This is a genomic window from Paraferrimonas sp. SM1919 (assembly GCF_010993985.1).
In the GTDB taxonomy this organism is placed as follows: domain Bacteria; phylum Pseudomonadota; class Gammaproteobacteria; order Enterobacterales; family Shewanellaceae; genus SM1919.
In genome coordinates this window covers 31,144-43,625 of sequence record NZ_WINH01000031.1, presented here as the reverse complement: position 1 = coordinate 43,625, position 12,482 = coordinate 31,144, and the positions used below count along the sequence as shown (strand labels likewise).

The following is a 12,482-nucleotide window of genomic DNA, read 5'->3' as shown; positions in this document are numbered from 1 at the left end:
GACAGGCTATGTCAGCGAGTATGCGCCTGAACTTCTCCAAGGCGTACCAAGAAGCCTAAATCGTGATGCCCTAGCCCTCGATGAAAAGACCACTTTTGATGGTGCAGATCTGTGGACCTGTTTTGAAATTTCCTGGTTAAACCCCAAGGGTAAGCCCCATGTTGCCATTGCCAACGTTGAAGTACCTGCGGCCAGCCCTAATTTAATCGAATCAAAATCCTTTAAATTGTATCTAAACAGTTTTAATCAAACCAAAATTGCATCCATCGATGAATTGCAACAGACCATTGCCAAAGATCTGTCCTGTTGTGCGGGTGCTGAAGTCAAAGTTGAGCTGATCCCTGCAAACCAATTTCACCTTCTAAAGCAAAGCCAATTTACTGGGACCAATATTGATGATCTTGATATTTCTATGGATGATTATCATTTTAACCCGGACTATTTGGTCGATGCGGCAGATCAAAATCAAATCGTTACCGAAGCGCTTACTTCAGATTTATTAAAGTCTAACTGCCTCATTACTTCGCAGCCGGACTGGGGCAGTGTTTATATCCATTACCACGGCCCTAAAATCAACCAAGAGGCGCTGCTAAAGTACTTAATTTCATTTAGGGATCATAACGAGTTTCACGAACAATGTGTCGAGCGTATTTTTACCGATTTAATCCGCTACTGCCACTGCCAGAAACTGACCGTCTATGCACGTTACACCCGCCGCGGTGGCTTAGACATTAACCCTTATCGTTCAAATTTTGAAGCCACACCTAAGCATAATGACCGCCAAGCCCGTCAATAGCGCTAAACAATCGCTAACAAAAGCTATCTAGTGGATGCGTTCACAGGCCCATTTAGCTGGGGTCGTCTCATTTTTCCTAGCATAACTACGGTTAAAATCGAGCATCTGGCTAAGTTATCCTTTAAAACGTTGATAAAGTGAACATCAAAGGGCAATAGACCCTAGAAAAAACCTGTTTAATATTGTTACAATCTGACTAATTGTAAAAAGTAAAGAGTAATTGTTCCCATGGGAAGAAGTTTCGAAGTTCGTAAATTATCTATGGCCAAAACGGCCGGCGCTAAAACCAAGCTTTACTCAAAGTACGGTAAAGAGATCTACGTAATCGCTAAAAACGGTGGTACTGATCCTGATTCAAACCTAAGCCTACGTCGCTTAATAGAAAAGGCGAAAAAAGATCAGGTACCTTCACATGTAATTGAAAAAGCCATCGATAAAGCAAGCGGTGCCGGTGGTGAAGATTATGTACCAGCACGCTATGAGGGTTTTGGCCCTGGTGGCTGCATGGTAATTGTTGACTGTCTAACCGACAACAACAGCCGTACTTACATGACCGTTCGTCAAGCATTCGTGAAAACCGACTCTAAAATTGGTAGCCCAGGTACGGTAGCGCACATGTTTGAGCACCAAGCTATTTTCCGCTTTGACGGTGATGATGAAGATGCTGTACTAGAAATCCTAATGGAAGCAGACGTTGACGTGAGCGATGTTGAAGTAGAAGACGGTAAAGTAACCGTATTCGCGCCACATACCGAATTCTTCAATGTTAAAACGGCACTTTCTGAAGCAATCAGCGACATTAAATTCGACCTAGAAGAAATCTCGTTCGTACCTCAGTCAGAAGCAGAGCTAACTTCAGATGACATGCCAGCATTCCAAAAATTCATGGATATGCTCGATGACAACGACGACGTACAAAACGTGTATCACAACGCGGTATTACCAGAATAAAATTCTGTTACAAATAAGTTTGTTAAATTAAGGGCGGTATTTACCGCCCTTTTTATTTCCCTCTATTTAAGTCTTCAAAAATCCTTTAGTATTAGCAAGCTAGTAAAAAAATAAGACTCAGAAGGGAAGCCAATGGAGCTCAAACAAGCCTTAGGTGTGTTAAGTATCACCTGTTGTCTTGCGCCAAATCTTTACGCAGGACAAACTCAATTTCCACAGGCACCGCAAAGTTTTGATAATTCAGTCATCACTTTCGAAGGTGCAACCATCCACTTTGCTAATGGCCAAACCATTAACAATGGCAAAATGGCCATTCAGAGCGGTAAAATTCTGGCCATTGGCGATGATCTGGATTCGATAAAAGGCAGTACTGTCATTAACCTCAAAGGGATGCATGTCTATCCCGGTTTCATTGACCCTCTGACCAGTTATGGACTCAATTTTAAATATGATTTTAAAAAATCAGAGCAACCTGTTTATCAAATTGACCGCCAAGGGGGCATTGCTTCTAATCAGGCGATTCATGCCGAGCAAGCATGGGTTGAGCATTTTAATGCGGATCCTAAAGCTGCCAAAACCTTTATCAATAATGGCTTTACCAGTGTGGCAACGGTTGTTAATGATGGTATTTTCCAAGGCCAAGCAGCGGTCGTTTCATTAGCCGATCGGGCAACCCCTGACGTCATTTACAAAGCCACTGCCAACCACTATTTATCATTTGATAAAGGCGCCTCAACCATGGAATACCCCACCTCAACAATGGGTGCCATGGCTTTGATCCGACAGACTTTTAGTGATGCTGATTGGTACCAACAAAATGCCAATAAACAAGGGGCGAATTACTCTCAAGGTAAGGTTGAATTTAATGCCGCATTAGCCGCCTTAGCCAATAATGAACAAGCGATTATTTTTAGTACTCATACCCCTAACGATTTATTACGTGCAAGCCTACTGGTCAATCAAGCCAAACGTTCAGGTATTTATGTCGCGAGTGGTCGAGAGTATCAAAAAATTGACCAAATAAAAGATCAGATTGAAGGTTTGATCTTGCCACTAACCTTGCCAAACGCTCCCAAAATAAGCTCGATTACTGAGGCTTATGATGTGTCGCTATCAGCCCTAAGACATTGGGAACGTGCACCAACAAATGCGGCCACACTCGAGTCTGCTAAAGTGCCGTTTTCATTTACCAACAAAGGCATCAAGCCTGAAAAGTTTCTTCCAAGGGTACGTGAATTTGTCAATGCTGGTCTAAGTCAACAACAGGCCCTGAAAGCATTGACTCAAATCCCTGCCAAACAGCTAGGAATTGATAACATCAGTGGTGATTTGAAACCAGGATACTATGCCGATTTCATTATTGCTGATGGCAATCTATTTGAAGAAGGCGAAATTATTTCGGTATACACCCAAGGCCAAGCGAACCCTGTTAAGGACAACCACTTCAGTAAATATTTAGGTCAATACCAGCTTACCGTTGAAAATGTTGAACTATTGCTAGAACTCGCTGAACAAAAAGGTAAGTTGCAGGTTCAACTGCAACTCGGTGAGCAACAACTTGACGTCTCGCAAGCCAATATGACACTGAGTAATTTAGATTTAGTTGCTAATTTGGCCCCTGCTGGTTTCAACCAAGGCAAACTTGTCTCATTAAATTTCGCCAATGATACTATTTCTGGTCAATTACATTTAGCGGCGGGTAATTACCAACCTATTTCGGGCATTAAACTCGAACCGCAGTCATCCCCACAGGATAAAAAAACCACATCCAAGCCAGCAGCAATGGTAAGTAAGCTGACCTCGCCTTTCTCCAGTTTTGGTCTGCAACAACAACCCAAGCAACAAAATATCCACATCAAAAATGTCACTGTGTGGACATCAGCAAAAGCCGGCAAGCTAAACAATTATGATGTGATTATTGAAGACGGAGAGATCATTGAGATAGGTAAAAACCTCGATACTCCAAGTGACTTCACGGTTATCGATGGCAGTAATAAGCACTTAACTGCAGGCATCATCGATGAGCACAGCCATATTGCCATTAATGGTGGTGTCAACGAAGCGTCAGATGCGATCACTGCGGAAGTGACTATTGAAGATGTGGTCAATCCAGACGACATTCATATTTACCGCTCATTAGCTGGCGGGGTGACTACGGCGCAGCTATTACATGGCAGTGCCAATCCAATTGGAGGTCGCTCAGCCCTTATACAGTTAAAATGGGGACAAAGCGCTCAAGATATGCTGCTGACTCAAGCCCCAGCCATTAAATTTGCCCTTGGTGAAAACGTCAAGCAGTCCAACTGGGGAGATAAATACCGTTCCCGCTTCCCGCAAACTCGAATGGGTGTGACCGCCATGTTCGACTATGCCTTTAGCTCAGCCAAGGATTACCAACAGCGCCTTGCTGATTATGAAGATCTCAGTCGTTCTGAAAAACGCATGTTCGCTGCTCCTCGTCCCGATCATCGCTTAGATAATATGGTGCAAGTTCTGCAGAATAAACGCGATATTCATATTCACTCTTATGTGCAATCTGAAATTCTGGCATTTATCGATATTGCAGAAAAATATGACATCAAAATTGGCACTTTCACTCACATTCTAGAGGGCTACAAAGCGGCGCCTGAAATTGCCGCCCACGGTGCTGGAGCATCGACCTTCTCTGATTGGTGGGCCTATAAATATGAAGTGATTGATGCGGTTCCTCATAATGCCTGTTTAATGCATGAACAAGGCGTTCTAACTTCTATCAACTCAGACGACAATGAGATGCAACGTCGCCTCAACCAAGAAGCGGCCAAATCAATTATGTATTGTGGTATGTCTGAGATTGATGCCCTCAACATGATCACTATCAATCCTGCCAAGCAGCTGAAAATTGACGGCTTTACCGGTTCCATTGAAGTTGGTAAGCAAGCCGATATTGTACTGTGGGATACTCACCCATTGTCGGTTTATGCCCAGGTTGAATCCACTTGGATTGATGGCCGTAAATACTATGATAGGCAGCAAAATAGCCAGCAACAAATTCAAGATAACATGGAAAAACAAGCGTTACTGGAAAAGCTATTAAGCAGTGACTTTACCCAAAATGATGGTGAATTAACCCCTGAACCTGAGCCTGCCGAAACTTGGCACTGTGACACCGTAACTGCACATCATCATGGAGAGCACTAAAATGAAGCACACACTAAGTAAGATCCTTTTTACTGCCATCATTGCGAGCAGTGCCCATGCCCATGATTTTGTGCCAGGGCCTAAGCAAGCACAGCCGTTACTTTTTACTAATGGCATTTTCCATGCCGCCGCCGGTGAACAAAGCGGCGATATGCTGGTAGTCGACGGTAAAATTGCTGCTCTTGGCAGTGATATCTCAACGACTACGGATGCCAAAATCATCGACCTAAAAGGCAAGCATGTCTACCCAACTTTTATCGCCCTTGATACCACTTTAGGGCTTGAAGAAGTGGAAGCCGTGCGCGCCACTGTTGACAGTTATGAGGTTGGCTTTGCCAATCCGCAGCTGCAAGCCATCAATGCCGTGAATTTTGATTCTGAACTTATTCCTAGTATCCGTAGTAACGGCTTGGGTTATGCATTATCGGTTCCTAGAGGACAAGGCTTAGCGGGTCAATCACAGCTTATTAACCTTGATAGTTGGGGACCAGAGGATGGCCTAGTGGCTTCAGCACAACGCTTCCATTTGTATTGGCCAAGACCTCCTCGCCAAACCCAAGATAAAGAGAAACAAGCTCAATTGGAGCAGCGTTATCAAGACAATATTGATAAGGTTTTTGAAAGCTTTGATAGCGCCAAGCGCTATGCCAATGCTGTGATCAATAACGCTCAGATCAATTATGATGGCCGCTGGCATTCAATGTTACCGCTGTTTAAAGGTGAGGCAAAATTGTTTGTACATGCCAATAAATTGGAGCCAATAAAACACGCCCTAGGATTACAACAAAAGTATGGTTTTGGGATGGTTATTGTTGGTGGCTATGATAGCTGGAAAGTCGCCCAAGATTTGGTCGAAGCTGACATTGCTGTGATTTACAACAAAGTGTTGGCTTTGCCAATGCGAGTGGATGAACCGATTGATCTCCCCTTTAAGATCCCTTCGTTACTCCACCAAAATGGCGTTAAATTTGCCCTTGGCTTTGATTCTGCTTGGAACAGCCGCAACCTGGCATACAGTGCAGGACAAGCCATCAATTATGGTTTACCCAAAGAAGAAGGCCTTAAAGCAATCACCAGTCACGCTGCAGCCATCTTAGGCGCAGATACGATTGGTTCTCTCGCCAAAGGTTATGCCGCAAGTTTTATTATTAGTAAGGGAGATCCACTTGACCCATTAACCGCTAATATTGAAAGCATGTATATTGATGGCAGAAAAGTGAACCTCAACAACCGCCATACCCAGATGGTTGAAAAATATCGTCAACGTTAATTTATTAGGGCCAGCGAGCGATGCTAGCTATGTTGGAGTTTATTGGAGTAAATAAAACTAACCGCCAATAAACTCCTGCAGAAATATTGGCTAGGCCCTAGCTCAGCGCAAATTCAACACTATAATTGAATTTGCGCCTATCAACTGGAATGACAATGAAAAAAATCTCATTAAGCCTCTCATTACTGGTATTAACCGCCTGCAGCAGCGGCTCTTATCCTCTAAAAAGTAACCTAGACAGTGACAAAATTAATCAATTTATAAAAATTGGTAATGTTAAACTCTACTCAGAGCAACAATTAAGCCAATTACGCTATAAACAAATCGGCCTAGTGGAAGGCGAAAGCTGTCAAGCCAACCCGGATTTACCCCCAGCGGATGAAGCCACCGCACGTAACCTTGCCAGAGAAAAAGTCGCAGCCAAAGGCGGTAATGGCTTTGTGCCATTAAACTGTGTCAGCACCGAGTTTCCAGGCTGTTTTAGCCACATCACCTGCTTTGGTAAAGCCATTAACGTAATTAAAGATGACCAATAACCACGCCATTGAAGCGGTCGCGATTTGCCGCTCTCCATACAAACAAAAATTTGCTATTCCCCGTCAACCTGGACTCGCAGATGTGACCATGACAATAGAGCTGCAGCCTCCTTTTGACGATCCCACTACCCTAATGGGTCTGGAACAATATTCTCATGTTTGGCTGTTGTTTTTATTTCACCAAAACCTTGATGGCGGTTGGCAGCCCAGTGTACGGCCCCCAAGGCTTGGCGGCAATAAACGTATGGGAGTATTTGCAACTCGGGCGACATTTAGGCCCAATGGCATTGGTCAGTCCGCGGTGAAATTAGTGAGTGTTAACACCGACAGCAAACCTTTCTCGATAACGGTTGCCGGCGCTGACTTGCTTGATGGTACTCCAATTATCGACATTAAGCCCTACATACCCTATTCTGATGCCATTGTTGATGCTGATGGTGGTATGGCTCAGCAAGCGCCAGAATTAAAGCCAGTAAAGTTTACTCCGCAGGCCCTTTTACAACTTAGTGATGCCAACTTAGCACTTGCCAAAGATGCCAAAAAAGTCATTACCGAAGTGTTAGCCCAAGACCCTAGACCAGCCTATAAACGTGCAAAAACCGACGAAAAGCGTTATCAAGTGCTACTTTATAATATAGATATCCGCTGGTATGTGGATGATAATACTATAATTGTTGAAGATATTGAGAAAGTTGGGGACTGAATCCTAGATTGTCGCTTCCCGCTTGTTGAGCTCGATTGTGTCACCTCTAGGTAAAGGATCTATGAAGCTAAAAATCATCGCCCTATCATTGGGCCTAGTCAGTCAGCAAAGCCTCGCCAAAAGCTCAATTATTACTAACTATTCCGATAAGGTCTCTGAAGTTGGCGACTGGGTACAGATCATTGTACCGGCTAGTGGTTTTTTTAGCGCCCTTGCCATTGAGGATTATGATGGCGCATGGCAAGTCACTAAAGGCGTCGCAGCCACCTCGGCAATCACCCATACCCTCAAATTTGGTTTTGGGCGCTTCAGACCCGATGCCAGTTCGCCAAATTCATTTCCTTCGGGCCATACCTCTGCCGCCTTTTCCGGCGCCGCATTTATTGACCATAGATACCATAATTATTGGGCCATTCCAGCGTATGGTGCAGCGGCATTTGTTGGCTTTTCTCGGGTTCATGCCAACAAGCACTTTATGGATGATGTGCTTGCTGGTGCCAGCATAGCCACGTTAACCAGTCTGTATTTTACCGAGCCACATCAAGGTAAGTGGCAGGCCACTCCAGCTCAGGTTGGCGACAATCCAGGAGTCAATTTCAGTTATCATCCTGACGCTAACAGCAATCACATCACCAAAACCGATTTTAAATACAGTTATCAATTGAATATCGGCGCAGCCAATAACACCCAAAATATCAATGGCATCAGTAATTCGATCGATTTGAGTCACTTCAATGGTAATGAAAATCCCCATACCTTTGCTGCTGCAATATTGAATGTCCAAACCACTAAAGCACAGCAGTTACAGCTTGAGTTTGTTCCCTTTGAAGGACGAACCTACAGCCGACTCAGCCATGCTAACCACTTTCTGGGCAAAGAATTTCAAGGGGGTGAGACGCTTGTTTCCGCCTATCGTTTATGGTCATTACACTCGGATTACCAATTCACCCTAGCACGCACCATAGACTGGCAATTACATGGGGGGATTGGCCTTAGCAGCCAATTTGTGCAAATTGAGCTGGATAACGAGCCTGGCACTAAATACCAAAACCAAAGCGTCAGCCATTTTATGCCCAATATCAACGCGACCAGTAGGTATCAGTTCAGTGAACGTTGGAGTATTGACGCCAATACCCGCTTTAGCCAAATCGACTGCAATAAACTGTTTGAAATAAACGGCCAGGTAAATTATCAGTTATCAAATCAATGGCAAACGGGGCTATTTTTCGGTCGTTATCAACACACTATTGACAGAAAGACCTTTTTCAATAAAGTGGCCTACAACTATGGCGGCCTCAAAATGAAATATCAGTTTTAATGCAAGCAACGACTCCAGATTATCAAACCCAACATAAGCAAAGGCTCAATTTTATGCCTTGGCTGTATTACAAGCTTAAACCCAAGCACCTGGTTTGGGCGCAGCCTTGGCAGGCGCAGCTACAAGCCAGCTTCAGTGCCCTTGAAACGGTCCGTTTTGGCGATAATTGCTTTATCAGCGAGCAATGTAATTTATTTGCTGAACCAGGGCGCGATATCATTTTTGGCGATCAATGCGCCATCGCCAGTGACTGTTTTTTACATGGCCCTATCGAATGTGGCGATGAAGTCAGCATTAATCATGGTTGCTCATTTGATGGCGGTCGCGCCGGCATCAAAATTGGCAACCAAGCCCGTATTGCCAACAATGTCACCATCTACGCTTTCAACCATGGCATGAGTATGGACGCGCCCATCTATCAACAAGCGGTGACTTCTAAAGGGGTGGTGATTGGCGAGGATGTCTGGGTTGGTGCCAAGGTCTGTATTGTAGATGGCGTGACCATTGGCAATCATGCCATTGTAGGTATGGGGGCGGTAGTCACTAAAGATGTGCCCGAATATGCCATTGTTGCTGGTAATCCTGCCAAAGTCATAGGGGATCGCCGCCATAAATGATAAAAACTGCATACTTCAGTGCAGTTTTATTGATGCCTAGCTTAAGATCTCTTGCTACAATAACCGCCAAATCATAAATTAAGTCATTATTTTGGAAGTCTAATGCGCACTAGCCAATATTTACTCGGAACCAAAAAAGAAACCCCAGCTGATGCAGAGATCATCAGTCATCAGTTAATGCTTCGTGCCGGTATGATCCGTAAGCTGGCCGCAGGCCTATACACTTGGATGCCAAGTGGTTTACGCGTACTGCGTAAAGTAGAAGCCATCGTTAAAGATGAAATGGAAAAAGCAGGCGCTATTGAAGTGCTAATGCCTGTGGTTCAACCGGGTGACTTATGGCGTGAAACCGGCCGTTGGGATCAGTTTGGTCCAGAACTGCTGCGTATTAACGACCGTCATCAGCGCGAATTCGTATTAGGGCCAACCCACGAAGAAGTGATCACTGAACTTGTTCGTAAAGAAGTGACTTCTTACAAGCAATTACCACTTAATCTGTACCAAGTACAAACGAAATTCCGTGACGAAGTTCGTCCACGCTTTGGTGTGATGCGTACCCGTGAATTCACCATGAAAGATGCCTACTCTTTCCACGCCTCTGAAGAGTGTTTAAACGACACCTACCAAAAAATGTTCACCGCGTACTCAAACATCCTTGAGCGCATTGGCCTAGAGTTCCGTCCAGTATTAGCCGACACCGGCTCTATTGGTGGTAGCGTATCTCACGAATTCCACGTACTCGCCCAAAGCGGTGAAGACTTAATTGCTTACGCCGAAGGTGGTCAATACGCCGCTAACATCGAGCGTGCCGATTGCCCAGCCCCAACTGCCGAGCGTGCCGCCCCAGGCCAAGAGATGACTCAAGTTGCTACCCCTAACGCTAAGACTATCGAAGAGTTAGTTGAGCAATTCGAGCTAAACATCGAACAAACCGTGAAAACCTTATTCGTTAAAGCGGCAGAAGATGCGGACGCTGACATTGTGGCACTATTGGTTCGTGGCGATCACGAGCTAAACGAGTGTAAAGCTGAAAAACACCCACTAGTCGCTAGCCCACTAGAGTTTGCCGATGAAGCGCAAATTAAAGCCATTGTTGGTGCTGCACCAGGTTCGTTAGGCCCAGTAAACCTAAGCACGCCTGTGGTTGCCGATCACAGCGTACTAGTAATGAGCGACTTTGCTGCAGGTGCTAACATTGATGGTCAGCACTACTTCGGCATCAACTGGGAGCGCGATGTTGCTGCCCCTGAAGGTTTCGATTTACGTAACATTACCGCTGGTGAGCAAAGCCCAGAAAATGATGGTCCAATTGCTTTTGCCCGTGGTATTGAAGTAGGTCATATCTTCCAGCTAGGTACTAAGTACTCAGAAGCCATGAAAGCCAACATTCTCGACCAACAAGGTAAGTCTAAGCCACTTATCATGGGTTGTTACGGTGTCGGTGTAAGTCGTATTGTGGCCGCTGCGATTGAGCAAAACCACGACGAAAATGGCATTGTATGGCCAGATTCAATTGCACCGTTCAAGGTAGGTATCGTACCAATGAACATGCACAAATCACACCGCGTACAAGACACCGCTAGCGAAGTCTATCAGGCGCTAACCAAAGCCGGTGTTGATGTACTGTTTGATGATCGTAAAGAACGCCCTGGTGTGATGTTTAACGACATGGAGCTATTAGGTGTTCCTTATACGGTTGTTATCGGTGATCGCAGCCTTGATAACGGTGTTATCGAGCTTCGTAACCGTCGCACTGGGGAGAAATCAGAACTGCCAGTCGCTGACGTCATCGCGGCGTTAAGCCACTAAGCCCTAGCATTTAATCAAGCCAGCGAATAAGCTGGCTTTTTTTATATCTTATTCACCATAGTTTGACATTAACACTTGCACTTCTGTCCTTGATCGCCAAAACTAAATAGACTGATATAGAGGGCAAGCAGTTGATTAGTAAGTTAAAAAACAAGTTCACCAGTGAGTCAACTCACGATAAAAATAAAATTGCCTTAATGCTTGGCGGCGGCGGTGCTAGAGCGGCTTATCAAGTAGGCGTCTTAAAAGCGATAGCTGAACTTTACCCCAGAAATCATGGCCTACCCTTTAAGATTATCTGTGGCTCATCCGCTGGCGCCATCAATTCTTGCGCACTCGGCTGCTACGCATCGAGCTTTCACTTAGGGGTTAGAAAGCTTGAATGGGTTTGGCACAATATGAGCAGCAAAAACATATTTAAAAGCAGCACCAAAGGGGTGCTGGCTCACTTGTTGGCAATGATGGTGCGAAAATTTACTTGGAGCACTTCTGCATCTCCCGCGGTGAGCGTGTTTAATACCAAACCTCTGGCTAAACTGCTTGAACAAGTGATTGACTTTAAGATGCTCGATAAAAATATTGCAGATGATTATCTGCATGCCATCAGTGTCGATGCCTCAAGCTACAACCAAAACTCTTCGATTAGTTTCTATCAAGGTAATGTTGAACCTTGGCAGCGAGATGGGCGTGAGGGGATCAAAGAACAATTAACTGTGGATCACCTGATGGCCAGTGCCGGCATTCCAATATTATTCCCAAGTATCAAAATTAAAAATCGTTACTACGGTGACGGTGCTATCTGCCAATTTTCACCATTGAGTACCCCAATTCATCTTGGGGCGGACAAAATCTTGGTGATCAACCTAGAAAGTCACATTGAAAAACAAACGAAAACGTTAATCAAACATCCTTCGATGGCACAAATTTTTGGCCAAATCATGGAAATCGTATTCGCTGACACGTTAAACGCCGATATTGAACGTGTCGAAAGGATAAACAAAACCGTCGCCCACCTCAATGCGTCCACCCGCCAGAAATTAGGATTAAAACCAATTGAGATGCTGCTGTTTAAGCCCTCCCTTAATCTCTCAGAGCTGGCGCTAAAACATTATTACTCACTGCCATGGGCGGTGCGTTGGTTACTGAAAATGATTGGCGGCGGTAACGGTAAAGATCCGGGTATCATTTCCTATATGCTATTCGAAAACAGTTTCAGCCGCGAACTTATCAAACTGGGCGAACAAGACGCTCTCGCTCGCGCCGATGAAATTAAAGATTTTTTCGAATTGCAATAATGCCCTG

Annotated in this window: 10 protein-coding genes; all 10 read left to right on the top strand. The window is 44.7% G+C overall.

Annotation, left to right across the window (positions count from 1 at the left end; genetic code table 11):
- On the top strand, positions 1 to 796 hold a 796-nt coding region (gene queF, locus GFB48_RS15905), incomplete at its 5' end, for an NADPH-dependent 7-cyano-7-deazaguanine reductase QueF (RefSeq protein WP_163938060.1).
- Between the two features lie 228 nt (positions 797 to 1,024).
- Entirely contained in the window at positions 1,025 to 1,747 is a 723-nt protein-coding gene (locus tag GFB48_RS15900) for a YebC/PmpR family DNA-binding transcriptional regulator (protein ID WP_163938058.1), read from the top strand.
- 132 nt (positions 1,748 to 1,879) lie between these two features.
- Positions 1,880 to 4,927, top strand: a complete 3,048-nt coding sequence (locus GFB48_RS15895) for an amidohydrolase family protein (protein WP_163938056.1) — start codon at positions 1,880 to 1,882, stop codon at positions 4,925 to 4,927.
- A 1-nt stretch (position 4,928) separates the two neighbouring features.
- Positions 4,929 to 6,197 (top strand): amidohydrolase family protein, encoded by a 1,269-nt coding sequence (locus GFB48_RS15890; RefSeq protein WP_163938053.1) that lies wholly within the window; start codon positions 4,929 to 4,931, stop codon positions 6,195 to 6,197.
- A gap of 155 nt (positions 6,198 to 6,352) precedes the next feature.
- The gene (rcsF, locus tag GFB48_RS15885; protein ID WP_163938050.1) at positions 6,353 to 6,733 is read left to right on the top strand and encodes an Rcs stress response system protein RcsF; all 381 of its coding nucleotides are present in this window, start codon (positions 6,353 to 6,355) and stop codon (positions 6,731 to 6,733) included.
- The gene (tsaA, locus tag GFB48_RS15880) at positions 6,723 to 7,436 is read left to right on the top strand and encodes a tRNA (N6-threonylcarbamoyladenosine(37)-N6)-methyltransferase TrmO (protein ID WP_163938048.1); all 714 of its coding nucleotides are present in this window, start codon (positions 6,723 to 6,725) and stop codon (positions 7,434 to 7,436) included. The genes rcsF and tsaA overlap by 11 nt, the downstream gene beginning before the upstream one ends.
- 61 nt (positions 7,437 to 7,497) lie before the next feature.
- On the top strand, positions 7,498 to 8,754 hold the full coding sequence (locus GFB48_RS15875) for a phosphatase PAP2 family protein (RefSeq protein ID WP_163938045.1): 1,257 nt from the start codon (positions 7,498 to 7,500) through the stop codon (positions 8,752 to 8,754).
- On the top strand, positions 8,754 to 9,371 hold the full coding sequence (locus GFB48_RS15870) for a DapH/DapD/GlmU-related protein (RefSeq protein WP_163938042.1): 618 nt from the start codon (positions 8,754 to 8,756) through the stop codon (positions 9,369 to 9,371). The genes GFB48_RS15875 and GFB48_RS15870 overlap by 1 nt, the downstream gene beginning before the upstream one ends.
- Before the next feature lie 102 nt (positions 9,372 to 9,473).
- A complete protein-coding gene (locus tag GFB48_RS15865) occupies positions 9,474 to 11,180 on the top strand; it encodes a proline--tRNA ligase (RefSeq protein WP_163938040.1) in 1,707 nt (568 codons plus the stop codon).
- A 131-nt stretch (positions 11,181 to 11,311) separates the two neighbouring features.
- A complete protein-coding gene (locus tag GFB48_RS15860; protein WP_368669084.1) occupies positions 11,312 to 12,475 on the top strand; it encodes a patatin-like phospholipase family protein in 1,164 nt (387 codons plus the stop codon).
- Positions 12,476 to 12,482 lie beyond the last annotated feature (7 nt).

What these genes read in the sequence shown, in the direction of transcription:
- GFB48_RS15890 (WP_163938053.1), top strand. Translation starts at nt 4,929, where the DNA reads ATGAAGCACACACTAAGTAAGATCCTTTTTACTGCCATCATTGCGAGC.
- GFB48_RS15895 (WP_163938056.1), top strand. Translation starts at nt 1,880, where the DNA reads ATGGAGCTCAAACAAGCCTTAGGTGTGTTAAGTATCACCTGTTGTCTT.
- GFB48_RS15865 (WP_163938040.1), top strand. Translation starts at nt 9,474, where the DNA reads ATGCGCACTAGCCAATATTTACTCGGAACCAAAAAAGAAACCCCAGCT.
- rcsF (WP_163938050.1), top strand. Translation starts at nt 6,353, where the DNA reads ATGAAAAAAATCTCATTAAGCCTCTCATTACTGGTATTAACCGCCTGC.
- tsaA (WP_163938048.1), top strand. Translation starts at nt 6,723, where the DNA reads ATGACCAATAACCACGCCATTGAAGCGGTCGCGATTTGCCGCTCTCCA.
- GFB48_RS15875 (WP_163938045.1), top strand. Translation starts at nt 7,498, where the DNA reads ATGAAGCTAAAAATCATCGCCCTATCATTGGGCCTAGTCAGTCAGCAA.
- GFB48_RS15900 (WP_163938058.1), top strand. Translation starts at nt 1,025, where the DNA reads ATGGGAAGAAGTTTCGAAGTTCGTAAATTATCTATGGCCAAAACGGCC.
- GFB48_RS15870 (WP_163938042.1), top strand. Translation starts at nt 8,754, where the DNA reads ATGCAAGCAACGACTCCAGATTATCAAACCCAACATAAGCAAAGGCTC.